Origin of the sequence: Actinoplanes sandaracinus (genome assembly GCF_030009775.1) — a bacterium.
GTDB lineage: Bacteria > Actinomycetota > Actinomycetes > Mycobacteriales > Micromonosporaceae > Actinoplanes > Actinoplanes sandaracinus.
The window spans coordinates 181997-204641 of the sequence record NZ_JASCTH010000010.1; the positions used below are offsets into that span (position 1 = coordinate 181997).

Annotated in this window: 23 protein-coding genes; 17 read left to right on the plus strand and 6 right to left on the minus strand. The window is 72.5% G+C overall.

All coding sequences use genetic code 11. The features are described 5' to 3' along the window. Positions 1-229: 229 nt before the first annotated feature. Positions 230-1579 carry an AI-2E family transporter gene (locus QLQ12_RS17260; protein ID WP_282761086.1) on the plus strand — a complete coding sequence of 450 codons (1350 nt, stop codon included), beginning with the start codon at positions 230-232 and terminating at the stop codon, positions 1577-1579. A gap of 48 nt (positions 1580-1627) precedes the next feature. Here QLQ12_RS17260 and QLQ12_RS17265 read toward each other — a convergent pair whose 3' ends face one another. Next, entirely contained in the window at positions 1628-2134 is a 507-nt protein-coding gene (locus QLQ12_RS17265; RefSeq protein WP_282761088.1) for a DinB family protein, read from the minus strand. 144 nt (positions 2135-2278) lie between these two features. Further along, a complete protein-coding gene (locus tag QLQ12_RS17270) occupies positions 2279-2719 on the minus strand; it encodes a nuclear transport factor 2 family protein (protein WP_282761090.1) in 441 nt (146 codons plus the stop codon). 54 nt (positions 2720-2773) lie between these two features. On the opposite strand from QLQ12_RS17270, the gene QLQ12_RS17275 reads away from it, so the two are divergent. After that, complete coding sequence (locus tag QLQ12_RS17275) at positions 2774-3331, plus strand: TetR/AcrR family transcriptional regulator (protein WP_282761092.1); 558 nt, start codon at positions 2774-2776, stop codon at positions 3329-3331. A gap of 122 nt (positions 3332-3453) precedes the next feature. Here QLQ12_RS17275 and QLQ12_RS17280 read toward each other — a convergent pair whose 3' ends face one another. Then, positions 3454-3750: a hypothetical protein gene (locus QLQ12_RS17280; RefSeq protein ID WP_282761093.1), complete on the minus strand. Its 297-nt coding sequence runs from the start codon at positions 3748-3750 to the stop codon at positions 3454-3456. 216 nt (positions 3751-3966) lie between these two features. Here QLQ12_RS17280 and QLQ12_RS17285 point away from each other — a divergent pair, with 216 nt between their 5' ends. After that, entirely contained in the window at positions 3967-5163 is a 1197-nt protein-coding gene (locus QLQ12_RS17285) for a cysteine desulfurase-like protein (protein WP_282761094.1), read from the plus strand. 68 nt (positions 5164-5231) lie between these two features. On the opposite strand, the gene QLQ12_RS17290 is transcribed toward QLQ12_RS17285, so the two are convergent. Beyond that, positions 5232-6059: a hypothetical protein gene (locus QLQ12_RS17290; protein ID WP_282761096.1), complete on the minus strand. Its 828-nt coding sequence runs from the start codon at positions 6057-6059 to the stop codon at positions 5232-5234. A gap of 348 nt (positions 6060-6407) precedes the next feature. On the opposite strand from QLQ12_RS17290, the gene QLQ12_RS17295 reads away from it, so the two are divergent. The 6 genes from QLQ12_RS17295 (at position 6408) to murJ (ending at position 12467) form a co-directional block, all read left to right on the plus strand. Continuing rightward, a complete protein-coding gene (locus QLQ12_RS17295; protein ID WP_282761098.1) occupies positions 6408-7076 on the plus strand; it encodes a DUF998 domain-containing protein in 669 nt (222 codons plus the stop codon). 129 nt (positions 7077-7205) lie between these two features. Continuing rightward, positions 7206-7598, plus strand: a complete 393-nt coding sequence (locus QLQ12_RS17300; RefSeq protein WP_282761248.1) for a YciI family protein — start codon at positions 7206-7208, stop codon at positions 7596-7598. A 3-nt stretch (positions 7599-7601) separates the two neighbouring features. Continuing rightward, positions 7602-8846 (plus strand): RNA polymerase sigma factor, encoded by a 1245-nt coding sequence (locus QLQ12_RS17305; RefSeq protein ID WP_282761249.1) that lies wholly within the window; start codon positions 7602-7604, stop codon positions 8844-8846. An 88-nt stretch (positions 8847-8934) separates the two neighbouring features. Next, positions 8935-9489, plus strand: coding sequence for a SigE family RNA polymerase sigma factor (locus QLQ12_RS17310; protein ID WP_328518286.1), 555 nt, complete (start codon positions 8935-8937; stop codon positions 9487-9489). After that, entirely contained in the window at positions 9486-10847 is a 1362-nt protein-coding gene (locus tag QLQ12_RS17315; protein ID WP_282761099.1) for a WD40 repeat domain-containing protein, read from the plus strand. The genes QLQ12_RS17310 and QLQ12_RS17315 overlap by 4 nt, the downstream gene beginning before the upstream one ends. A 57-nt stretch (positions 10848-10904) precedes the next feature. After that, a complete protein-coding gene (gene murJ, locus QLQ12_RS17320; RefSeq protein WP_282761252.1) occupies positions 10905-12467 on the plus strand; it encodes a murein biosynthesis integral membrane protein MurJ in 1563 nt (520 codons plus the stop codon). A 7-nt stretch (positions 12468-12474) separates the two neighbouring features. Here the strand turns inward: murJ and QLQ12_RS17325 are convergent, their stop codons facing one another. Then, positions 12475-12939: an Lrp/AsnC family transcriptional regulator gene (locus QLQ12_RS17325; protein WP_282761100.1), complete on the minus strand. Its 465-nt coding sequence runs from the start codon at positions 12937-12939 to the stop codon at positions 12475-12477. A 132-nt stretch (positions 12940-13071) separates the two neighbouring features. On the opposite strand from QLQ12_RS17325, the gene pdhA reads away from it, so the two are divergent. Genes pdhA through QLQ12_RS17345 form a run of 4 tightly spaced genes read left to right on the plus strand, consistent with a single transcriptional unit; the run spans position 13072 to position 17174 of the window. Then, on the plus strand, positions 13072-14163 hold the full coding sequence (gene pdhA / locus QLQ12_RS17330) for a pyruvate dehydrogenase (acetyl-transferring) E1 component subunit alpha (protein WP_282761101.1): 1092 nt from the start codon (positions 13072-13074) through the stop codon (positions 14161-14163). Next, on the plus strand, positions 14163-15176 hold the full coding sequence (locus QLQ12_RS17335; RefSeq protein WP_282761102.1) for an alpha-ketoacid dehydrogenase subunit beta: 1014 nt from the start codon (positions 14163-14165) through the stop codon (positions 15174-15176). Before pdhA ends, QLQ12_RS17335 begins: the two co-directional genes overlap by 1 nt. Then, positions 15176-16426 carry a dihydrolipoamide acetyltransferase family protein gene (locus QLQ12_RS17340; protein ID WP_282761104.1) on the plus strand — a complete coding sequence of 417 codons (1251 nt, stop codon included), beginning with the start codon at positions 15176-15178 and terminating at the stop codon, positions 16424-16426. The genes QLQ12_RS17335 and QLQ12_RS17340 overlap by 1 nt, the downstream gene beginning before the upstream one ends. Positions 16427-16475: 49 nt before the next feature. Beyond that, positions 16476-17174 (plus strand): lipoate--protein ligase family protein, encoded by a 699-nt coding sequence (locus QLQ12_RS17345; protein WP_282761106.1) that lies wholly within the window; start codon positions 16476-16478, stop codon positions 17172-17174. A gap of 6 nt (positions 17175-17180) precedes the next feature. Here the strand turns inward: QLQ12_RS17345 and QLQ12_RS17350 are convergent, their stop codons facing one another. After that, positions 17181-17918: a GntR family transcriptional regulator gene (locus QLQ12_RS17350; protein ID WP_282761108.1), complete on the minus strand. Its 738-nt coding sequence runs from the start codon at positions 17916-17918 to the stop codon at positions 17181-17183. Between the two features lie 245 nt (positions 17919-18163). Here QLQ12_RS17350 and iolC point away from each other — a divergent pair, with 245 nt between their 5' ends. Genes iolC through iolD form a run of 4 tightly spaced genes read left to right on the plus strand, consistent with a single transcriptional unit; the run spans position 18164 to position 22635 of the window. Further along, entirely contained in the window at positions 18164-19111 is a 948-nt protein-coding gene (gene iolC, locus QLQ12_RS17355) for a 5-dehydro-2-deoxygluconokinase (protein ID WP_282761109.1), read from the plus strand. Next, a complete protein-coding gene (locus tag QLQ12_RS17360) occupies positions 19104-20000 on the plus strand; it encodes a Cgl0159 family (beta/alpha)8-fold protein (protein WP_282761111.1) in 897 nt (298 codons plus the stop codon). Before iolC ends, QLQ12_RS17360 begins: the two co-directional genes overlap by 8 nt. Further along, positions 19997-20773, plus strand: a complete 777-nt coding sequence (gene iolB, locus QLQ12_RS17365; RefSeq protein WP_282761113.1) for a 5-deoxy-glucuronate isomerase — start codon at positions 19997-19999, stop codon at positions 20771-20773. Before QLQ12_RS17360 ends, iolB begins: the two co-directional genes overlap by 4 nt. Beyond that, on the plus strand, positions 20770-22635 hold the full coding sequence (gene iolD, locus QLQ12_RS17370) for a 3D-(3,5/4)-trihydroxycyclohexane-1,2-dione acylhydrolase (decyclizing) (RefSeq protein WP_282761115.1): 1866 nt from the start codon (positions 20770-20772) through the stop codon (positions 22633-22635). Before iolB ends, iolD begins: the two co-directional genes overlap by 4 nt. The last annotated feature ends 10 nt before the right edge of the window (positions 22636-22645 follow it).

A 22645-nucleotide genomic window follows, 5' to 3' on the forward strand; every position in this document is an offset into this window, starting at 1 on the left:
TGCGGGCCCGGGTGACGGCGTACGGCTGCTCGCTCTACGAGTCCGGCGTCCACCGCGGTAGAGGCCGCGCGGGTTTGCGGAACCTCGCGACGTGCCGTGCGAGGTTCCCCGAACGCGGGCCGCCGGAAGGGCCGCGGGCCGCTGGAAGGACCGCGGCCGCCGGAAGGTTTGTGAAGACCCGCCGCCGGGGCACAGTGCGAGCCCACACACGCGGCGGAGCGGGAGAACCATGAGCTGGGCGCAGGTGGTCCGGGAACGGGCCCGCAGGACACTGGCCACGGCGGCCGACCGCAACGTGCCGCCGCCGTTCACGGCCGGCCCCGAGCTGGTGGACCCGGTGCCGCCCGTCGTCGTGGTGAACCACCAGCCGACCAGCTCCGACGTGCTGCCCCGGGGGGTTCGCACGGCGGGCGCCTGGGCGTGGCGGTTCATCCTGTTCGTCGTCGCGGCGTACCTGTTCCTGCGCCTGGTGGCGCTGCTCCGGGTGGTGATCATCCCGGTGCTGGTGGCGATCCTGCTCGCGGCGCTCTTCCAGCCGGCCAGCACGGCCCTGGTGCGGCGTGGCGTCAAGCGGTCGCTGGCGGCGGGGATCGTGCTGGTCGCTGCCCTGCTGCTGGTCTTCGGCGGGCTCGGCTTGATCGTAAGGACCTTCATCTCCCAGCTCGACACCCTGTCGGTGCAGGTCGGCGACGGCATCGACGAGGTGCAGGCCTGGCTGTCACGCGGTCCGCTGCACCTCACCGACGCTCAACTGAGCCAGTACGTGGTCCAGCTGCGGGAGGCGGCCACCGCGAATCAGGGGGCGGTGACCAGCGGGGCGCTGAGCACCGCCGCCACGTTGGGCGAGGTGATCACCGGATTCTTCCTCGTGCTGTTCACGCTCTACTTCTTCCTGCGCGACGGCGGGCAGATCTGGTCGTTCCTGTGCCGGCTGCTGCCCCGCGAGGCCCGGGTGCCGACCGCGCGGGCCGGGCACTACTCGTGGCACACCCTGGTGTCGTACGTGCACGCCACCGTGCTGGTCGCCTTCGTGGACGCGGCCGGCATCGGGATCGGCCTGGCCGTGCTGGGCGTGCCGCTGGCGGTGCCGCTGGCCGCCCTGGTGTTCCTCGGCGCGTTCATCCCGGTGATCGGCGCGGCCCTGACCGGCACGGTGGCGGTGCTGGTGGCCCTGGTCGCGAACGGGCCGGTGACGGCGCTGACGGTGCTGATCATCGTGATCGCGGTCCAGCAGCTGGAGGGCCACGTCCTGCAGCCGCTGATCATGGGCCGGGCGGTGGCGCTGCACCCGCTCGCGGTGATCCTGGCGATCGCCTGCGGGATCGTGGTGGCCGGCGTCGTGGGTGGACTGGTCGCGGTTCCGCTGCTCGCGGTGCTGAACACGGCGATCCGCTATCTGTTCGAGCACCCGTCGGGGGAGCCGACCCCGGACCGTGAGCCGCCGGGCACCGAGCCCGCCGACGACGAGCGGGCCGAGGCGCGGGAACGGGCCGAAGACGCCCGGCGCGCCGCCGACCCGTCGAATCCTCCGCCGCCCAGCACCTCGGTGGCGACCGTGGGCGCCGGAGGCGAGGTGTGATGTCCGGGCAAGCTGTTCGGCCGGCTCCGCCCTCGATCTCCGCCGGATCTAGTCGCCGGTCGTGCCGTCGAGCATCTCGCGCAGGATGTCCAGGTGGCCGTTGTGGCGGGCGGTCTCCTCGGTGAGGTGAAGGAGGATCCAGCGCAGGTCGACATGCAGACCGTCACGGATGGTTCGCTGGGCCTTCTTGTCCAGGCTGTTCCCGGCGACCAGTTCGCGGTAGCGGGCGCTCTGGCCGGCGTATTCGTCGAGCAACTGCGTGAGCGGGAAGTCGACGGCGATACGCATCTCGCGGTCGGGGTCCTCGTCGGTCCAGGGGCCCCGGTCCTCCTCGCCGAGGAAGACCATCTGGAACCAGTAGTACTCGACCCAGCGGAGATGGTTGATCACTCCGCTCATGGTCATCAGTGGTGAGCCCGGCAGGAGCGCCTTGCGGGCGTTCTCCGCGGAGACGCCGTCGCACTTGGCGCGGGCGGTGTCACGGGCGTAGTCGAGAAACGTGGTGAGCTGGGTGCGCTCGTCCCACGCGGGCGGTGTGTCGCTGATCCTTGTCATCGCGCGAAGCATTGCTGATCACCGTGACCGATGTCGAGGTATTTGACGGCGGGCACACCCTGCCCCACCCGGCTCCTCGTCCGGGCGGGGCGCTACCGCGATGCGGCGCCGGTGGGCGGGCCGGCATGGTTCGCCGGGCAGGCTCTAGCGCAGGGGGAGGGGCGCGGTCTCCGCCGGGGTTCGCGGGCCGTGGATGCGCCGGTCGGACTCGGCGATCCGCACGTCGTCGATGCTGGCCTCCCGGCGTGCCATCAGCCCCTGCTCGTCGAACTGCCACAGCTCGTTGCCGTAACTGCGCCACCACTGGCCGGCGCTGTCGCGGCACTCGTACTGGAAGCGCACGGCGATGCGGTCGCCCTCGAACGCCCACAGGGATTTGCGCAGGGCGTAGTCGTGCTCGCGCTCCCACTTGGCGGTCAGGAACTCCACGATCGCGTCCCGGCCGGTGAGGAAGACGTCGCGGTTCCGCCAGATCGAGTCCGGCGTGTAGGCGAGGGACACGCGCCGCGGGTCGCGGGTGTTCCAGGCGTCCTCGGCGGCCTGCACCTTGGCGGCCGCGGTGGTGGCGGTGAACGGTGGGCGCACGGTGGTTCCTCCGAACAGTGGGAGAACGAGTGTTCTCCGGTAGCGTAGAGAACCGTGGTTCTCTCCGTCAACGAAGCCCGCGACAAGGCCCTCGACGCCGCCGAACAGCTCTTCTACGCCCGCGGCATCCACGCCGTCGGCATGGACGACGTCCGGGCGCGCTCCGGGGTCTCGCTGAAACGCCTCTACGGGCTCTACCCCGGCAAGGACGCGCTGGTCGAAGCGGTCCTCGACCGCCGCGATCAGCGGTGGCGGGAGCGACTCACCGCGTACGTCGACAAGGCCGGCGATCCCCGGGCGCGGGTCCTCGCGGTGTTCGACTGGCTGGCGCTGTGGTTCGCCGAACCAGGCTTCCGCGGCTGCGCGTGGATCAACGCCTTCGGGGAGGCCGGCGCCACCTCACCGGCCGTGGCGGCGCAGACCCGGCTGCACAAGCAGCGGTTCGCCGCGCAGATCGCCGAGTGGAGCGCGGCCGCCGGCCAGCCCGCCGAGGTCGCCGAGCAGTTGTTCCTGCTGGCCGAGGGCGCCATGGTCACCGCCGGCATCCGCGCCACCGTGGCCCCGGCCCATGCCGCCCGGGCCGCCGCGGCCGCTCTGCTCCGGCAGGACTGAGACGCCCGGACCGGCGGTGCCGCCCGGGGGTTCGGCGGGACTGAGACGCCCGGACCGGCGGTGCCGCCCGGGGTTCGGCGGGACTGAGACGTCCGGACCGAGGGTGCCGCCCGGGGGGTCGGCTACGAGGCGCGGAAACGCAGCCCGTGCAGGGACGGCCGGCGCGTGACCGCGCGGAAGGCCGTCCGGGCGGGCCGGCTCAGGGCCGCGTCGCGGCGATCCTGTTCCTCGTGGCGGGCCAGGACGGCGCGGACATCGAGCAACCGGTCGGCCCGCAGCCGGATCACCTGGTCGTGGCCCCAGCGGGGGTCGGCACGCAGGCCGGCGAGCTGATCATCGACATCGCGCACGGTGATTCGCAGCGGGTTCGGCGCGGGATCGATGCGCCGGGTGAGGTAGTCGCGAACGGACCGGATCACCTGAACTCCTCTGTCATCGTGCGGCTCGGACCGGGGCGGCCATCGAAATCCGCCGGTCAGTGGGGCACGTTACACAAGTTGATCAAGTAAACCTACGGGGGGCGGTCATGAATATGTTGTCGGCGCCCGGCCGCTGTGGGAGCGTGGCCATCGCGCGTGGTCCCACCGTGAGCCGCCCGCACGTCCCGGTTCCGGAGGAGAGCGCGTGAGCAGCCGATGAGCATCGACATAACCGCACTTCGCGGGCATTTCCCCGCCCTGGGCCACGGTCTCGCCTTCTTCGACGGACCGGGCGGAACGCAGACCCCGCAGGCCGTGGCCGACGCGATCACCGCGACGATGACGGCGCCGCTCTCCATCCGGGGCTCGGTCAGCGTGGCCGAACGCAACGGCGAGCGTGCCGTCACCGAGTTCCGCGCGGCCTACGCCGATCTGCTCGGCGTGCCCGCCGAGGGGGTCGTCCACGGGCGCAGCGCCACCCAGCTCACCTACGACTTCTCCCGGCACCTGGCCAAGAGCTGGCGGCCCGGCGACGAGATCGTGGTCAGCCGGCTCGACCACGACAGCAACGTCCGTCCCTGGCTCCAGCAGGCCGCGCGTGCCGGCGTCACGGTCCGCTGGATCGACGTCGACGGCGAGACCGCGGAACTCGACCTGGACTCGTACGAGCGGGCGCTGTCGCACCGGACCCGGCTGGTCGCGGTCACCGCCGCCTCGAACGTGCTGGGCACCGTGCCGCCGGTCCGCCGGATCGCCGACCGGGCGCACGCCGTGGGCGCCCTGGTGTACGTGGACGGCGTGCACTTCGCGGCCCACCGCCTGGTGGACGTGGCCGAACTCGGCGCCGACCTGTTCGTGTGCTCGCCGTACAAATTCCTGGGGCCGCACTGCGGGGTACTAGCGGCGGCGCCGGAACTGCTCGAAACCCTCCGGCCGGACAAGCTCATCCCCTCGCCCGACACGGTGCCGGAGCGGTTCGAGTTCGGCACGCTGCCGTACGAGATGCTGGCCGGGGCCACCGCCGCCATCGACTTCCTCGCCGGCGTCGACCCGGGCGCGGGGTCCACCCGACGGGAGCGGCTCGCGCATTCGCTGGCGTCGGTGCACGCGCACGAGACGGCGCTGCGCGGGCGGGTCGAGGAGGGACTGCGCGGCCTGGGCGACGCGGTCACCCTGCATTCGCGGGCCGCCGACCGTACCCCGACGCTGTTGATGAGCCTGGCGGGCCGGGACGCCCGCGAGGCTCAGGTCCACCTGGCCGCCCGGGATGTGCTGGCGCCCGCCGGGTCGTTCTACGCGCACGAGGCGTTCGCGGCGCTGAAGCTGGAGGCCCCCGCCCTGCGAGTCGGGCTGGCGCCGTACAACACCGTCGACGAGGTGGACCGGCTCATCGCCGGCCTCGCCGAGTTCTGACACCCGGCGTGTGAGTCCCGGCCGGGTGGGGTCCCGGCCGGGACGGGTCGTGCGGGGGACGGCGCTGATCAGTACCCGTAGCGGCTCTTCAGGTGCCGCCACCAGTCGCGGAACATCCAGGCGTCGAACTCGGTGATCGACGCGGAACTGCCGGCGCGCATGATGAAGTTGCTGACGCCGGTCGGGGTCCAGTCGTAGAAGTCGTCCAGACCCCAGGTGTGGCCGATCTCGTGCAGCAGGATCGTCATGTTCGCCGCGTTGAGGTTGTTCATGAAGTACTCGCGGCCCATCCGCTGGCCCCAGTCGCCGCCGGCGCCGCCACCGAAGCCGTCGGTCAGCCACAGTGACTGGTCGTAATGGCGGGCGTAGCCGCCGGGACAGTGGGGGTACTGCCCGCTCTGATGGAAGAAGCGCCCGCACGGCACCGAGCACTGCGGAGCGTTCTCGCGGATGTCGTTGACGTAGATCGCCACGGACGTGTCGTTCCACTGCAGCTGGGACCGGTTGCGCACGGCCCAGCCGACGACCCGGACCGGCACGTCGCCGTACGGCCAGCCGTTGTGCCCGACCAGTTGGTCCATCCACTTCTTGTGCTGCCGCGCCAGGGCGGCGTGGATCTGGTCGCGCTGGGCGGCGGTCACGGTCGCCGACGAGTCCCAGCGGACGCAGTAGTTGATGTAGCCGCGGTTGGCCATGACCTGGTCCCAACCGTAGTTGCGGAACCCGTACAGATTGCCGTTGTTGTAGGTCTGCTCCTGGTGCTGCCAGACCTGTGCCAGCGGAGTGACCAGGTTGGCCGGCGGACTCCAGGTCGAGGGTGCGGCCTGTGCCGCGGCCGGGGCCAGGACGACGGCCAGCAGCGCGGCGATCAGTGTCACGAGCCGTTTCGTTCTCACGTACAACCTCCCGCTCTCTTTTCATCGACAGGGTGTCGATGTCTTGGGCAGTGTTTCGCCCGACGGGCCCCGATGATTTCGGTGCGCGTGATGCCGCCGGACGGGTTCCCGCGTCTGCGCCGGTGACGCGGTGCTCGTCGGCCACGCTGCCGTACGAAAACGTTTTCGGCAAGATGTTCACGGTGTTAAGAAATCGATCCATGTGAACATGGCGCCCTCCTTGAGGGCCCTCCCGATGGCGAGAGAAGGCGCCGCGGAAAGCGAAGAGGCTCTACCGATGTCGAAAGTCGCGATCCGGCTTCTACCACCGTGTGAGGAGGCCGACCGGGCTCCGGAAGGAAGTGCCCCATGACCCACACACCCCCCGCGGCTCACCGAGACGATCGGCCCGAGACGACAGCGCAGCGAACACCCGCGGCCCACGCCGCCACCGCCGCCTTCGTCGCGGGCACCGCCTTCCTGGCGCTGCTGGCGTTGATCCATGTGATCCGGCCCGACGTGTCGACGGCCCGGCAGACCACCAGCGAATACGCGGCCGGTGGTCTCGGCTGGCTGATGGTGCTGGCGTTCCTGCTGTCCGCCGCCGGTTACGGCGCGCTCGCCGTCGCTGTCATGGCCCGCCGGCCGCGGCGACTCGCGCGGGCCGGCGCGATCATCCTGCTGCTGGCGGCCGGCGGCACAGTCGTCGGCGCCGTCTTCGTCACCGACCCCGCCGGCACGCCGCCGGACGAGCTCTCCACCAGCGGCACCCTGCACGGCGTCGGCGCCGGACTCGCGCTCATGCTGCTGCCGGTCGCCGCCCTGCTGATCGGTCCCGGCCTGGCTCGCGACGGCGGCGCGCCCACCACCGGCGGGCGAGTGCTGCGGTGGACCGCGGGGCTGCCTCTGGCCGCGCTGATCGTGTTCCTGGCCGCGCGGACCGTCCCGGTCGGCTGGTCCGAACGGGTCCTCGTCGTCGCCTACGCCGCCTGGCAGATCATCGTGGCCCGCGTCCTGACGCACCGGACGGTACGGTGACGACGACGTGGGAGACCCGCTCGAAAGAATATCCGTCCGCCGATGTCGAGAACACCGCGCCGGTTTCTACCTGACGGTGAGAACGTCCGAGAACGGGCACCGGAAATTGAGGAGCACCACGTGAAGTACATGCTGTTGATGCAGTTCAGCGCGGCGATGGACGACTTCCCGCCGATCAGCGGCTGGACGCCGGAGGAGATTCAGGCGCACATCGGCTTCATGATCGAGACCAACGGCAAGCTCGCCGCGGACGGGGAACTCGTCGACGCCCAGGGGCTGGCCGCGCCGGAGCAGGCGAAGATCGTCCGTGCGGGCGCGGGCGGGGCGCCGGTAGTCACCGAGGGGCCGTTCCCGGAGACGAAGGAGTTCCTCGCCGGATACTGGATCGTCGACTGTGACACTCCCGAGCGGGCGGTGGAGCTCGCCGCGTACGTCTCGACCGCCCCCGGCCCCGGCGGGGCCCCGCTGAACATGCCGATCGAGGTGCGCCCGATCATGTCGGCGCCGCCCGAGGATCTGTGACGTCTGAATACTTCTGACCGGCTCGCCGACGACCTGCTGCGCGAACTCGTGCCGCAGGTCGTCGGCGTGCTCACCCGCCGGTTCGGCGACTTCGCGGCGGCCGAGGACGCCGTGCAGGAGGCGCTGCTGGCCGCCACCACGCAGTGGCCGGCCCAGGGCCGGCCGGACAACCCCCGCGGCTGGCTGATCCAGACCGCCCACCGCCGGATGATCGAACACGTACGCAGCGAGCAGGCCCGCCGCCGGCGCGAGGAACTCGCCGCCCGGCTGTCGGCGCCGCCGACCGATCTCGACGCCCCCGTCGAGCGAGAGGACACGCTGGTCCTGCTGTTCCTGTGCTGCCACCCGGTGCTGTCGACCGTCTCGGCCATCGCGCTGAGCCTGCGGGCGGTCGGCGGCCTCACCACCGCCGAGATCGCTCGGGCCTTCCTGGTTCCCGAGCCCACTATGGCGCAACGGATCAGCCGGGCCAAGCAGAGCATCAAGGCCGCCGGAAGCACGTTCCGGATGCCGGACGAGCACGACCGGCCGCGCCGGCTCGCCGCCGTGCTGCACGTCCTCTACCTTATCTTCAGCGAGGGGCACACCAGCAGCGCCGGGCCGCGGCTGCGCCGGATCGAACTGTCGGCGGAGGCCGTCCGGCTGACCCGGGCCGTGCACGCGCTGCTGCCCGGCGACAGCGAGGTCACCGGGCTGCTCGCGCTGATGCTGCTCACCGACGCCCGCAGTTCGGCCCGTACCGGCCCCACCGGCGAGTTGATCTCGCTGGCCGACCAGGACCGCGGCCGCTGGGACGCCGGCGCCATCGCCGAGGGCATCGCGCTGATCACCCACGCGCTTCCCCGTGGGCCGGTCGGGCCGTACCAGATCCAGGCGGCGATCGCCGCGTTGCACGACGAGGCGCCGACCGCCGGGGAAACCGACTGGCCGCAGATCCTCGCCCTATACGAGGTGCTGGAACGGCTGTCGGCCAACCCGGTGGTCGCGCTCAACCGTGCCGTCGCGGTCGCCATGGTGCACGGCCCGCACGCCGGCCTCGACGCCCTCGCGGTGCTCGACGGCGACCCGCGCCTGGCCCGCCACCACCGGCTGCACGCGGCCCGAGCGCACCTGTGCGAGATGGCCGGCGACCGGCGGGCCGCCGCCGAGCACTACCGTGCCGCGGCGAGCCGCACCACGAGTCTTCCCGAGCAGCGCTACCTGGCTCTGCGGGCGGCCCGGCTCGGCGGCGACGGCCAAGGGCAGTAGTCTCCCCGGCCGGGTTCGCGCGGCGAATGTCTCCAGGGGTTCCCTCCACCACGGGCCCGCGGTGCGTCATACCTACCGAGGAGGCAGGGTGTTCGAGGTGGATGAGACGGCACGGCGAAGGTTCGAGTCCTTCGCGCGTGCCGAGACCGACGGGTTGCTGAGAGCGGCCTATCTTCTGACCGGCGATCGGCATCATGCGGAGGACCTGGTGCAGACGGCTCTCGCGGAGGTGGCGACGCGCTGGCGGAAGGTCGACGACCCGGCGGCGTACGCCCGGCGTGTCCTCTACACCCAGGCGGTGAGCTGGTGGCGCCGGCGCCGCAGCCGGGTCGTCGAGAGCCTCACCGCCGAGCTGCCGGAACGGCAGGTCCCCGCGTTCGGCGAGCCGGAACTGAGCATGACCCTGCGGGAGGCGCTGGGCCGGCTGACGCCGAAACAGCGCGCGGTGCTCATCCTGCGCTTCTACGAGGACCTCAGCGAGACGCAGACCGCGGCCCGGCTCGGCTGCCGGCTCGGGACGGTGAAGAGCCAGACCCGGCACGCGCTTCGCCGGCTGCGCCAGGTGGCCCCCGAACTCGCCTCGTTCGCGGACCCGGTCCGCCCCGCATCCGATCGGCCGGCCGGCATGGAGGTGACGTCATGAACGTGCGAGACGATCTGCGACACGGTCTGCGGGCGCTCGCCCGGCAGGCCCCCGCGGCAGCGGTCCCGGACGACTTCTTCGACCGGGCCCGCGCCCGTGCCCGGCAGCGCCGGGCCGTCCGGGCGTCGGCGGGATTCGTGCTGGTGCTGACGCTGGCACTCGGCCTCGGGCTGTCCCGGCCTGGCCACGTCGACAGCGCCGGCCAGCCGGAGGCGCCCGCCGCCGGCCTGCCCAGCGAGCTTCACCTGCCCCCGCTGTGGGCTGCCTCGGCCGAGTCGTCCCCGCCCGGGCGAACCGCGATGATCTTCGGGGGTGACGCCACCGCCGACGCGTGGAACGAGGGACGGTTCGCCGCCGTCGCCGCGGACGGCGATCGCTACCGCGTCTTCCGGGACTTCGTGTTCACGGCGCCCGGCTCGGAGGCGCTCCTCTCGCCGGACGGCGAGTCGATCGCCCGCCACCGGGCCGTCCGGTCGCTGACCCGGCCGGGATCCGCCGTCGAGCTGCCCGGTGACGTGCGGGCGTTCTCGCCGGACGGTTCTCTCGTGGTGTACGAGACCGGCGAGGGCACGACCACCCTGAACGGCCGGGACCACTACGGGAGCCGTGTCGAGGTCTACGACCTGGCCCGCCGCAGCGTCATCGCCGCTGTCGACAACAGCGACCTCCCGCTGTTCGCGGGCCTCGCCGTGTCGGTCTCGGCCGACAACACCCGCCTGGCCCTGCACCTCGGCGACGAACTGCGGCTCTACCGGCTCGACGCGGCCACGCCGGCGGCGTACGCGACGGTGCCGCTGAACCGTGAGCTCCTGGCCGGGTCGGGCTCGTGGCTGCCGGACGGGAGTTCCCTGGTCACGGCCCGGCGCGACAGCGACGGCGGCCCCTGGCGGCTGATCCGCCGCGACGCGCTGACCGGCCGGGAGACCTCCGTCTGGGCGGAGCTCGAAGCCACCGAGGCGCGGCACCTGCGTGTGCTCGGCTGGCGTGCGGACGGCGCCGCGGTCGCCACCGCCAAACTCGCCGCGCCGGACGCCGCGCCCGAGTTCAAGGCCGGCGCGGAAGCCGGCATGTTCCAGGAGGACGGCACCGGGCGGGTACGGCTGCTCGCGATCCCGGCGGGGGCGGGCACGCCCGAGGTGTTGTTGGAGACACCCCTCGGGGTGAGCGATCTCGACGTCGCGGCGCAGATCGCCGCCGCGGGGGTGACCCGCGCCTCGGCCAGGCCCGACTACGGACCGCTCCCTCCGGCGTTGCTGTTGGTCGCCGCGGTCCTGGTGGCGATCGGCGGTGGCGTGCTGACGTGGATCGTGCGGCGCAGGATCGTCCGGCGGGCCCGGGAGAACCCCGGCTCGCGTTGACCGGGTAGACAGGTCGTCGTGACAGACGGATCTTCGATCAGCCGGGCCGGGCGCAGCCTGGCCATCGCCACGCTGGCTTCGCGGATCGCGGGTTTCGTCCGCATCCTGGTGCTCGCCGCCGCGTTGGGGCTGGGCACCAGGCTGCTCGACACCTACAACATCGCGAACACCCTGCCGAACGCCGTCTACGAGCTGATCGTCGGCGGGACGATGGCCAGCATCGTGGTGCCGCTGCTGACCCGGGCGGCGCTGCGCGAACCCGACGGCGGGGTGCTGTACGCGCAACGGCTGCTCACCCTGATCGTCTACATCCTCAGCGCCCTCACCCTGGTCGCGATCGCCGCCGCGCCGCTGCTGATCGACCTGTACGCGCCCGGTTTCACCACCGATCAGCGCGAACTGGCGATCGTGTTCAGCCGGTACTTCCTGCCGCAGATCCTGTTCTACGGCATCAGCGCCACCGCGGCCGCGGTCCTGAACATCCGCGGGCACTTCGGCGCGCCGGCCTGGGCGCCGCTGTGCAACAGCGTCATCGTCATCGCGGTCGGCCTGGCCTACGCGGCCGTCGGCGGCAGCACCACGACCACCCTGGAAACGGGCCACCTGCTGCTGCTGTCGCTGGGCACCACGGCCGGGGTGCTGGCTCAGATGGTGCTGGTGGTGTGGGCTCTGCGCCGGGCCGGGTTCCCGGTCCGGCTGCGCCTGGACCCCCGGGGCATCGGGATCCGGCGGATCGGCGAGCTCGGCGCCTGGGTGCTGCTGTCGGTCGTCGCCACCCAGATCCTGGTCGCCGCGGCGACCAGGGCGGCATCGTGGAGCGGGCTCGGCGGCATCACCGCCTACCAGTACGCCAACGCGATCTTCCACGTCCCGTTCGCGGTCGTCGCCGTCTCGGTCATGACGGCGATGCTGCCGCGGCTGAGCCAGTACGCGGCCCGCGGTGAACAGCAGCGGGTCGTCACCGGGCTGTCGCGGGCGGTCCGCACCGCGCTGGTCGTCATGGCGCCGATCGCGACCGCGTTCATCCTGCTCGGCCCGCGGATCGCGACCGTGCTGTTCGACCACGGCAACAGCAGCGCCGCGACGGTACGGGTGCTCGGCCTGGTCCTGGCGGCCTACGGGCTGACGCTGGTGCCGTTCACCAGCTACATGATCCTGCAGCGAGGGCTGTACGCCCTCCAGGACACCAGGACGTCCGCGCTGATCACCGCGGTCGTCGCCGGTGTCGGCGTGGCGGGATGCGCCGTGGCGGGGTGGCTGCTGCAGCCCGGGGACATCGTCATCGGCATCCCCGTCGCCTACGCCGTGGCCTACACCACCGGGCTGAGCCTGACCGCCGTGGTGCTGCGCCGGCGGCTCGGGTACATCGACGGCAAGCGCTTGATCCGTACCCACATCAGGGTGTTCGCCGCCGCGCTCAGCGGCGCGGTGTGCGCGGGCCTGGCCGTCTGGGCGCTGGCGCCGGCGGTGGACGCGTCGGCCTGGGCGGGCGCGCTGGTCACCGGGGTCGCCGCCGGGTTCGCCGGCGCCGCCGGATATCTCGGCGCGGGGCGGCTGCTGCGGCTGGCCGAGTTGCGGCATCTGCTGAACGCGGCGCTGCCCGGCGTGCGCACCTGGTAGGGCGGCGTCACGCCTCCCACATGGCGGCCGAGGCAGGTGGCTCGAACTCCTCGAACACCAGCAGGGTCCGCGTGTTCACCACCTCCGGCATCCCCTGAATCCGGTCCAGGACCAGGCGGCGCAGGTCGGTGTTGTCCCTGGCCCGGACCAGCAGGATGACGTCGAACTCGCCGCCGACGAGCGCGATGTGCACCACTCCGGGCAGCTTGCGCAGCCGTTCGCCGACCTCCCGCCACTCCGCCTGGCGCAGGTTCACCGTGACGTACGCCGAGGTGCCCATCCCGGCGGCGACGTGGTCGACGTCGGCGCGGAACCCTTTGATCACATTCGTCTCGCGCAGCCGCTGGACGCGGGCGTAGGCATTGGCCCGGGAGATGTGCAGCGTCTCGGCGAGCTGGCGGATCGGCATCCGCCCGTCGCGGCTGAGTTCGGCCAGGATCCGCCGGTCGATGTCGTCGAGTGCGTCGGCCACCTGTCTTCAACTCCCTGCCCGAACGCCCGTTCAGTTGGACGTCTGGCATCGTACCGGTGCCCGGCGGAGCCGATCTTCTCGTTCTGCGCCAAGGATCTGGAACATCAGTAACTGAGGTCACACCATTGCCGCATGACATCTGACCCCCGCCGGCTGTTGCCGTCCGCGGATCCGGTCAGCCTCATCGACCCACAAGGCCGGTCGGCTGACAGCCCCTCGTACGCCGTCCCGGACGACGCGACCCTGCTCCGGGCGCTCGGATCGCTGATCACCGCCCGCCGTCTCAACGACCAGGCGTACGCCCTGGTCCGGCAGGGCCGGCTGGCGGTCTACCCGTCGTCACACGGGCAGGAGGCGTGCCAGGTCGCGGCGGCGCAGGTGCTCGCCGCCGACGACTGGCTGTTCCCCACCTACCGCGACACGGTCGCCGCGGTCGGCAAGGGCGTCGACCCGGTGGAGGCGCTGAGCCTGCTCAAGGGCGACTGGCACTGCGGCTACGACCCGTACGAGCACCGGGTGGCCCCGCACGCGACGCCGCTGGCGACCCAGCTCCCGCACGCGGTCGGGGTGGCGCACGCGGCCCGGATGCGCGGCGAGCCGACCGTCGTCATGGCGATGTGCGGCGACGGCGGCACCAGCGAGGGCGACTTCCACGAGGCGCTGAACTTCGCCGCCGTGTTCCGCGCCCCGGTGGTGTTCTTCGTGCAGAACAACGAGTACGCGATCAGCGTCCCCCTCGCACGGCAGAGCGCGGCGCCGTCGCTGGCGCACAAGGGCATCGGCTACGGCATCGCGGGGGAACGCGTCGACGGCAACGACATGGCCGCGCTGCTCGCCGTGCTGGGCGCCGCGGTCGCCCGGGCGCGGGCCGGGGAGGGGCCGCAGCTGATCGAGGCCCACACCTATCGCATGCAGGCGCACACCAACGCCGACGACGCGACCCGTTACCGCGACGACGCCGAGGTCGCGGCCTGGGTGCGGCGCGACCCGATCACCCGGCTGGAGACCCACCTGCGCGACCGGGGGCTGCTCACCGACGAGGTCCACGCCCGGTTCACGGCGGAGGCCGAGCGGGTGGCCACACACCTGCGCGACGGCCTCAACCAGGACGTCACCCCCGACCCCGACGACCTTTTCGCGTACGTCTACGCGAGTCCCACCCCGCAACTGCGGGAGCAGGCGGCGCTGGTGGCCGACGAGCTGAGCCGAGAGGGAGCGCACTGATGACGGTTCTGGCCTCACCCGTACCGAAGACCGAAGTCCGCACCCTGTCTATGGCGCAGGCGCTCAACCAGGCGCTGCGTGACGCGATGGCCGCCGATCCGGCCGTGGTGCTGTTCGGCGAGGACGTCGGGGCGCTCGGCGGGGTCTTCCGGATCACCGACGGGCTGACCGCCGAGTTCGGCGAGGCCCGGTGTTTCGACACGCCGCTGGCCGAGTCGGGGATCGTGGGCATGGCCGTCGGGATGGCGATGAACGGCATGCGCCCGGTGGTGGAGATGCAGTTCGACGCGTTCGCCTACCCGGCGTTCGAGCAGATCGTCAGCCACGTCGCGAAGATGCGCAACCGCACCCGTGGCCGGGTGGCGCTGCCGATGGTGATCCGGGTGCCGTACGCCGGTGGGATCGGCGGGGTCGAGCATCACTGCGACTCCTCGGAGGCCTACTACGCGCACACGCCCGGCCTGCACGTGGTGGCGCCGGCGACTCCGGCCGACGCCTACGCCCTGCTGCGGGAGGCGATCTCCGCCCCCGACCCGGTCGTCTTCCTGGAGCCGAAGAAGCTGTACTGGAGCAAGCAGGAGGTCCAGCTGCCGGTGCGGGAGCCCGGCATCGGCACGGCGGTGGTGCGGCGTGAGGGCACCGACGCGACCCTGATCGCGTACGGGCCGTCGGTGCCGGTGGCGCTGGAGGCCGCCGAGATCGCCGCCCGGGAGGGCCGCAGCCTGCAGGTGGTCGACCTGCGCTCGATCGTGCCGTTCGACGACGAGACGGTGTGCGCCGCGGTCCGGTCGACCGGCCGGGCGGTGGTGGTGGCCGAGGCGGCCGGGTTCGCCAGCGTGTCGTCGGAGATCGTCGCCCGGGTCACCGAGCGATGCTTCACCGCCCTGGCCGCGCCGATCCGCCGGGTGACCGGGTTCGACATCCCGTACCCGCCGCCGAAGCTGGAGCACTTCCAGCTTCCGGGCGTGGACCGGGTGCTCGACGCCGTCGACGATCTTCAGTGGGAGCAGTGATGTCGGCTCAGACGTTCCGCCTGCCCGACCTCGGTGAGGGGCTCACCGAGGCGGAGATCGTGCAGTGGCTCGTGGCCGAGGGCGACGAGGTGGCCGTGGACCAGAGCATCGCCGAGGTCGAGACCGCGAAGTCGGTGGTCGAGGTGCCGTCGCCGTACGCGGGCCGGGTCGCGACCCTGCACGCGCCGGCCGGCGCCGTCCTCGCGGTGGGTGAGCCGCTGATCACCGTCGAGGCGCCGCAGCCGGCCGCCGCGGCCTATCGCGAGGAGGAGAAGGCCGGATCCGGCAACGTGCTCATCGGGTACGGCACGTCCGGCGGCCCGTCCACCACTCGCCGCCGCCGGCCGCGGGCCCGCACCGGCACGCCCGCGCATCCGGGCGCCGGGCCGCAGCGGGTGCCGTCGGTGATCTCGCCGCTGGTGCGCAACCTGGCTCGCGGCAACGGCATCGACCTGCGGACCGTGGAGGGGACCGGCCGTGGTGGGGTGATCACCCGGGCGGACGTCGAGCGTGCGGTGGCGCGCCTGGCCACCCCGGAGCCGGTCGCGCCGGCGAGTCCGGCCTCCGCCGAGGGGGAGCGGCGCACCCCGCTCTCCGGGTTCCGTAAGGCGGCGGCGACCGCGCTGTCCCGCAGCCGGGCCGAGATCCCCGAGGCGACCGTGTGGGTCGACGTGGACGCGACGAACCTGTGGCGGCTGCGCGAGAGCAACCCCGGCGGCCCCGGGCTGCTCGCCTACATCGCCCGGTTCACCGTGGCCGGGCTGCGCGACTACCCGGTGCTCAACGCCCGGTTCGACGCCGAGCGCCAGGAGATCGTGGAATTCGACCGGATCAACCTCGGCATCGCGGTGCAGGGCGACCGTGGCCTGGTGGTCCCGGCGGTGATCGGCGCCGAGGCGATGACGACCGCGCGGCTCGGCGAGGAGATCCGCCGGCTCACCGCCACCGCCCGCGAAGGGCGGGCCACCGCACAGGAGTTGTCGGCGGGAACGTTCACCCTCAACAACTACGGCGGGTTCGGCGTCGACGGCAGCGCCGCGATCATCAACCATCCACAGGTCGCGATCCTGGGGTTCGGACGGATCCTGGACCGGCCGTGGGTGGTCGACGGCCAGGTGTGCGTCCGTAAGATCACGCAGATGAGCTTCGTGTTCGATCACCGCGTGTGCGACGGCGGTGTGGCGGCCGGTTTCATGCGCGGCGTGGCCGACGCGATCGAGAACCCGGCCTCGGCCATCGCCCGGCTGTGACGGCCGGAACCATGGCGGCTTCCCCGAGAGGCGCCGGATGATCTCGCCGGTGCTCCTCGGGGACGACGCGGCGGGCGGCCCGGCGCACGATGTGGCGCTCGGGCCGCTGCTGCTGCGGCAGGGCCTCGGCGAGGCCCGCGACATCCTGCGGATCTACTCGCCGGAGCCGACCGCCGCGTTCAGCCGCCGCGACACCCTGCGCCCCGGCCACGAACGGGCCGCCGCCGCCGTCCGCCGCTTCGGGTTCGTCCCGGTCGTGCGACCGCAGGGCGGCAGCCTCGCCGCCTACCATCGCGGCAGCGTGGTCGTCGACCACGTCCATCGGGCCGAGCAGCGGTCGCCCGACCCGGTGGAGCGGTTCCAGCGGTTCGCCGCCCTGCACGCCGAGCTGCTGTCGCGGCTCGGCGCCGACGCGCGGATCGGCCCGGTCCCCGGTGAGTACTGTCCCGGCGAGTACAGCATCAACGCGGGCGGGATGAAGATCGTCGGGTCCGCGCAGCGGGTGACCCGGGACGGCTGGCTGTTCAGCACCGTCATCCAGGTCACCGGCGCCGCCCGCCTGCGCGAGGCGCTGACGGCCGCCTACCGTGAGCTCGGCTACGACTTCGAGTCGGCCACCGTGGGCGCCCTCGAGGACGTCGTGCCCGGTGTGACGGTGTCGGCGGTCACCGCGGCGGTGCGGGCCGCCTACGGCCTGTCCGGACCCGCGGTGAGCCTGCCGGCGGCGCTGCGCGCGACGATCGGCTGAGGCGGGTCAGCGGTTGAAGACGGTGACCTCGATGGCGTAGTGGTCGGCCCGGTACAGGTTGTCGGAGTACTCGACGGTCGCGCCGGTGCCGTCGAACGAGGTCCGCTGCATGCTGATCAGCGGCGTGTGCGGGCCGATGTCGAGCAGCCGGGCCTGGGCCGGTGTCGCGGCCTTGGCGGTGATCCGCTGCTTGGCCACGGCGGGCCGCCCGTTCCACTCGCCCATCAGCCGGTACAGGCTGCGGGTGGCCAGCGCGTCGGCGTTCAGGTCGGCGAAGCGCGGCGGCAGCCAGTTGCGCAGCACGGCCAGCGGGACGCCGTCGGCGAGGCGCAGCCGTTCGCAGTGCACCAGCCGTTCGGTGGCCGGCAGCCCGAGCATGCGGGCGGCGTGCCGGTCCACGCACTCGCGGTCGAAGCGCAGCAGCCGGGTCTGCGGCTGCCGGCCGGCGGCGGCCAGGTCGTCGAAGAGGCTGGTCAGGGCGACCCGCCGGCGCACCTGCACGTCGGTGACATGCGTGCCGACCCCGCGTTTGCGGGTGAGCAGTCCCTTGCTGACGAGTTCCTCGACGGCCTGGCGGACGGTGGGCCGGGAGATGTCGAGGGCGGCGGCCAGTTCGACCTCGGTGGGCAGGCGCTCACCGGGGACGAGCTCGCCGCGATCGATCGCCTCCTCGAGGCGGCGGCCGATCTGGAAGTAGATCGGAACAGGGCTGGTGCGGTCGATCTCCAGGGGCGGCATGGGCATCGGAAAACACCTCGCTCGCGTGAGCCTTCCTCGGTGCGTGACCCTGAGGTCACCGGGCCGGGTGGCCGGCGGGGCGTCCGCGATCACCGGTTCGAGGAAGATTCATTGACAATCGCGGAAGTTTGTCAGTGCCTTGAGAACAATGTCAATACAAACTCTTGACGTGATCGACATCGCGGCAGAGGCTGCTCCCACGCCCAGCGGAAACCTGGGCGACATGTTGCCGTAACGCCTTTGGAGGTGGGATGCCGGACTTCGAAGTCGTCACCATGGGACGAGTCGGTGTCGACATCTATCCCCTGCAGACCGGGGTCGGCCTCGAGGACGTCACCTCGTTCGGCAAGTTCCTCGGCGGCAGCGCGACGAACGTCGCGGTCGCCGCGGCCCGGCACGGTCGCCGGACGGCGGTGATCACCCGGGTCGGCGAGGACCCCTTCGGCCGGTACGTGCGCCGCACCCTCACCGAACTCGGCGTCGACGACCGGTTCGTGTCCGCGGTGCCCGGCCTGCCGACCCCGGTCACGTTCTGTGAGATCTTCCCGCCGGACGACTTCCCGCTCTACTTCTACCGGCTGCCCACCGCCCCCGACCTGATGATCGACGGCGCCGAGTTGGACCTGGACGCCGTCACCACGGCCGGCGTCTTCTGGTGCACGGTCACCGGCCTGTCCCAGGACCCCAGCCGGACCGCCCACCACACCGCCTGGCAGGCGCGCGGACGCCGCCCGCTGACCGTGCTGGACCTCGACTACCGGCCGATGTTCTGGGCGTCCGAGCAGGCCGCCCACGATGCCGTCCAGCAGGCGTTGCCGAAGGTCACGGTCGCTGTCGGCAACCTCACCGAGTGCCGGGTCGCGGTCGGCGAGGACGACCCGGACCGGGCCGCCGGCGCATTGCTCGACGCCGGTGTCTCGCTGGCCGTCGTCAAACTCGGCCCCGAGGGCGTCCTGGCCAGGACCAGAGACACCGAGGTCCGGGTGCCGCCGGCGCAGGTCGACGTGGTCAACGGGCTCGGCGCCGGGGACGGCTTCGGTGGCGCCCTCTGCCACGGCCTGCTGGAGGGCTGGCCGCTGGAACGGATCATCCGTTTCGCCAACGCGGCCGGAGCGATCGTCGCCGGCCGTCTCGAATGCTCGACCGCGATGCCCACGACCGGCGAGGTCGAGCGGGTACTGGAGGCCGGACGTGTCTGATCAGGACTTCGCCGCACTGCGCGGCCTGCGTGCCACCCGTCCGGAGGCGGTCGCCGAGGCGGCCGCCCGCCGGGTCCGGCGGCCGCTGCTGCCCGACGCCGGAGGGCGGCTGATGCTCGTCGCCGCCGATCATCCGGCACGCGGCGCGCTCGGCGTCCGCGGCGACGGCGGCGCGATGGCCGACCGTTACGAGTTGCTGCGCCGGCTGCGTACCGCGCTGCGCCGCCCGGGTGTCGACGGGGTGCTCGGCACCGCCGACGTCCTGGAGGACCTGCTGCTGCTGGGCGAGCTCGACGGCAAGATCGCCATCGGTTCGATGAACCGCGGGGGCCTGCAGGGCGCGGTGTTCGAGCTGGACGACCGGTTCACCGGATACGACGCGGCGGCCGTCGCGCGGATGCGGTTCGACGGCGGCAAGATGCTGGTGCGGATCGACCCGGACGACCCGGCCAGCGTCCGCACCCTGGAAGCGAGCGCGCGGGCGGTCGACGACCTCGCCGCGCACGGGCTGATCGCGCTGGTCGAGCCGTTCCTGTCGACCCGTGGCGACGGCGGTTCGGTGGTCAACGACCTGAGCCCGCAGGCGGTGGCCCGGTCGGTGGCGATCGCCGCCGGACTGGGCGGGACGAGCGCGTACACCTGGCTGAAGTTGCCGGTGGTCGCGGACATGGAGGCGGTCATGGCGGCCACCACGATGCCGGCGCTGTTGCTGGGCGGGGATCCGTCGGGCAGCCCGGAGGAGACGTACGCGTCGTGGGGCCGGGCTCTGGCCGCGCCGGGCGTGCGGGGCCTGATGGTCGGCCGGGCGCTGCTCTATCCGCCGGACGGCGACGTGGTCGCGGCGGTCGACGCCGCGGTGCGGCTGGTGCGGGCGGGGGTGGCGGCGTGATCCGGCTGGACGTGACCCCGGAGTCGGCGGGCTGGGGCTTCAGCGGCCTGCGGGTCGTGGTGCTGGCGGCGGGGGAGGAGTACCACTGCTCCACCGGCGGCGACGAGGTCGTGGTGGTGCCGCTGGCCGGGTCGGTCACGGTCACCGCCGACGGCGAGAAGGCGGTGCTCACCGGCCGGGCGAGCGTCTTCGACGGTCCCACCGACGTCGCCTATGTGCCGATCGAGGCCGCTCTCACGCTGCGCAGCGACGCCGGCGGCCGGTTCGCGCTGGCCACCGCACGCGCCGGGAGGCGGCTGCCGTTCCGGTACGTCCCGGTCGCCGAGCAGCGGATCGAGATGCGCGGCGCCGGGAACTGCTCGCGGCAGGTCAACAACTTCGCCACCACCGACGTGCTCGACGCCGACCGGATCATCGCCTGCGAGGTGCTCACCCCGGGCGGCAACTGGTCGTCGTACCCGCCGCACAAGCACGACGAGCTGGAGGAGATCTACTACTTCGAGGTCGACGGCGGCGGTCCCGCCTATCAGCGGGCCGACGGCGTGCACGAGGTGCGCAGCGGTGACGTCGTGCTGATCCCGGACGGCTGGCACGGGCCGTCGATGGCCGCGCCCGGCTACCACCTCTACTACCTCAACGTGATGGCCGGGCCGGGGGAGCGGGCCTGGGTGATCGAGGACGAACCGGAACACGCCTGGGTGCGCGACACCTGGACGGACCAGGAGATCGACCCGCGGCTGCCGTTCGGTCCGGGGAAGGGGCGGCAATCATGAGACTGACCGTGGGGCAGGCCGTCGTGCGGTTCCTGGCGGCGCAGCGCACCGAGCGGGACGGGACCGAGCACCGGCTGATCGAGGGCTGGTTCGGCATCTTCGGTCACGGCAACGTCGCTGGGCTGGGTCAGGCGCTGCTGGAGGCGGAGCTGACCGACCCGCACGCGGCCCCCTTCCGGCAGGCCCGCAACGAGCAGGGCATGGTGCACGCGGCCGCCGGCTTCGCCCGGATGCGCAACCGGATGTCGACGCTGGCCTGCACCACCTCGATCGGGCCCGGCGCGACGAACATGGTCACCGGCGCGGCGCTGGCCACCGTCAACCGGCTGCCGGTCCTGCTGCTGCCCGGCGACGTCTTCGCCACCCGGGTCGCGAACCCGGTGCTGCAGGAGCTGGAGGACCCGCGCGGTTTCGACATCAGCGTCAACGACACGCTGCGGCCGGTGTCACGCTTCTTCGACCGGATCTGGCGGCCGCAGCAACTGCCGTCGGCGCTGCTCGGCGCGATGCGGGTGCTGACCGACCCGGCGGAGACCGGCGCGGTCACCCTGGCCCTGCCGCAGGACGTGCAGGCCGAGGCGTACGACTTCCCGGAGGCGCTGTTCCGCCCGCGGGTCTGGCACGTGCCCCGGCCCCTGCCGGAGCCCGGCGCCCTGGCCCGCGCCGTCGCGCTGATCGCGAGCGCCGAACGACCGCTGATCGTCGCCGGCGGCGGAGTGATCTACTCGGAGGCGACCGAGGCGTTGCGGGCGTTCGCCGAGGCGACCGGCATTCCGGTCGCCGAGACCCAGGCGGGCAAGGGCGCGATGGTGTACGACCACCCGCTCAGCCTCGGCGCGGTCGGGGCCACCGGCACCGTGGCGGCCAACGAGTTCGCCCGCGAGGCCGACGTGGTGATCGGCATCGGCACCCGCTGGAGCGACTTCACCACCGCGTCCCGCAGCGCCTTCGCCGACCCGCGGGTGCGCTTCGTCAACGTGAACATCGCCGCGTTCGACGCCGCCAAGCACTCCGGCGAGGCGGTGGTGGCCGACGCCCGCGCGGCTCTGGAAGCACTGACCACGCGACTCGACGGTTTCCGGACGAGCGCCGGATACCAGGAGCGGGCGGCCCGGATGGCGGCCGACTGGGACGCCGTCGTCGAACGCGCCTACCACCTGGGCAGCACGCCGCTGCCCGCGCAGACCGAGGTGATCGGCGCCGTCAACGACGCCGCCGGCCCGCGTGACGTGGTCGTCTGCGCCGCCGGTTCGATGCCCGGCGACCTGCACAAACTGTGGCGCACCCGGGACCCGAAGGGTTACCACGTCGAGTACGGCTTCTCCTGCATGGGCTACGAGATCGCTGGTGGGCTGGGCGTGAAACTCGCCGCCCCGGACCGCGAGGTCTTCGTCCTGGTCGGCGACGGCTCCTACCTGATGATGGCCCAGGAACTGGTCACCGCCGTGCAGGAGGGCGTGAAACTGATCGTGGTCCTGGTCCAGAACCACGGTTACGCCTCCATCGGCCGGCTCTCCGCCTCGGTCGGCGCCCAGCGGTTCGGCACCGCCTACCGCTACCGCGACGACAACGGGCGCCTGGGCGGTGACACCCTCCCCGTCGACCTGGCCGCCAACGCCGCCAGCCTCGGCGCGTCGGTGCTGCGCGCCACCACCGTCGCCGAGTTGCGCGACGCGCTGGCGCGGGCGCGGGAGGCCGGCGGCGTCACGGTCGTCCACGTCGACGCCGACCCCCTGGTCGACGCCCCGTCCAGTGACTCGTGGTGGGACGTCCCGGTCGCCGAGACGTCGTCGCTGGAGACGGTGCGGACGGCACACACGGCATACGTCAACGGCAAGCGCGGACAGCGCGACTACCTGTGAGGAGACGATC

What these genes read in the sequence shown, in the direction of transcription:
- QLQ12_RS17260 (WP_282761086.1), top strand. Translation starts at nt 230, where the DNA reads ATGAGCTGGGCGCAGGTGGTCCGGGAACGGGCCCGCAGGACACTGGCC.
- QLQ12_RS17265 (WP_282761088.1), bottom strand. Translation starts at nt 2,134, where the DNA reads ATGACAAGGATCAGCGACACACCGCCCGCGTGGGACGAGCGCACCCAG.
- QLQ12_RS17285 (WP_282761094.1), top strand. Translation starts at nt 3,967, where the DNA reads ATGAGCATCGACATAACCGCACTTCGCGGGCATTTCCCCGCCCTGGGC.
- QLQ12_RS17295 (WP_282761098.1), top strand. Translation starts at nt 6,408, where the DNA reads ATGACCCACACACCCCCCGCGGCTCACCGAGACGATCGGCCCGAGACG.
- QLQ12_RS17300 (WP_282761248.1), top strand. Translation starts at nt 7,206, where the DNA reads ATGCTGTTGATGCAGTTCAGCGCGGCGATGGACGACTTCCCGCCGATC.
- QLQ12_RS17315 (WP_282761099.1), top strand. Translation starts at nt 9,486, where the DNA reads ATGAACGTGCGAGACGATCTGCGACACGGTCTGCGGGCGCTCGCCCGG.
- pdhA (WP_282761101.1), top strand. Translation starts at nt 13,072, where the DNA reads ATGACATCTGACCCCCGCCGGCTGTTGCCGTCCGCGGATCCGGTCAGC.
- QLQ12_RS17335 (WP_282761102.1), top strand. Translation starts at nt 14,163, where the DNA reads ATGACGGTTCTGGCCTCACCCGTACCGAAGACCGAAGTCCGCACCCTG.
- QLQ12_RS17340 (WP_282761104.1), top strand. Translation starts at nt 15,176, where the DNA reads ATGTCGGCTCAGACGTTCCGCCTGCCCGACCTCGGTGAGGGGCTCACC.
- QLQ12_RS17350 (WP_282761108.1), bottom strand. Translation starts at nt 17,918, where the DNA reads ATGCCCATGCCGCCCCTGGAGATCGACCGCACCAGCCCTGTTCCGATC.
- iolC (WP_282761109.1), top strand. Translation starts at nt 18,164, where the DNA reads ATGCCGGACTTCGAAGTCGTCACCATGGGACGAGTCGGTGTCGACATC.
- iolD (WP_282761115.1), top strand. Translation starts at nt 20,770, where the DNA reads ATGAGACTGACCGTGGGGCAGGCCGTCGTGCGGTTCCTGGCGGCGCAG.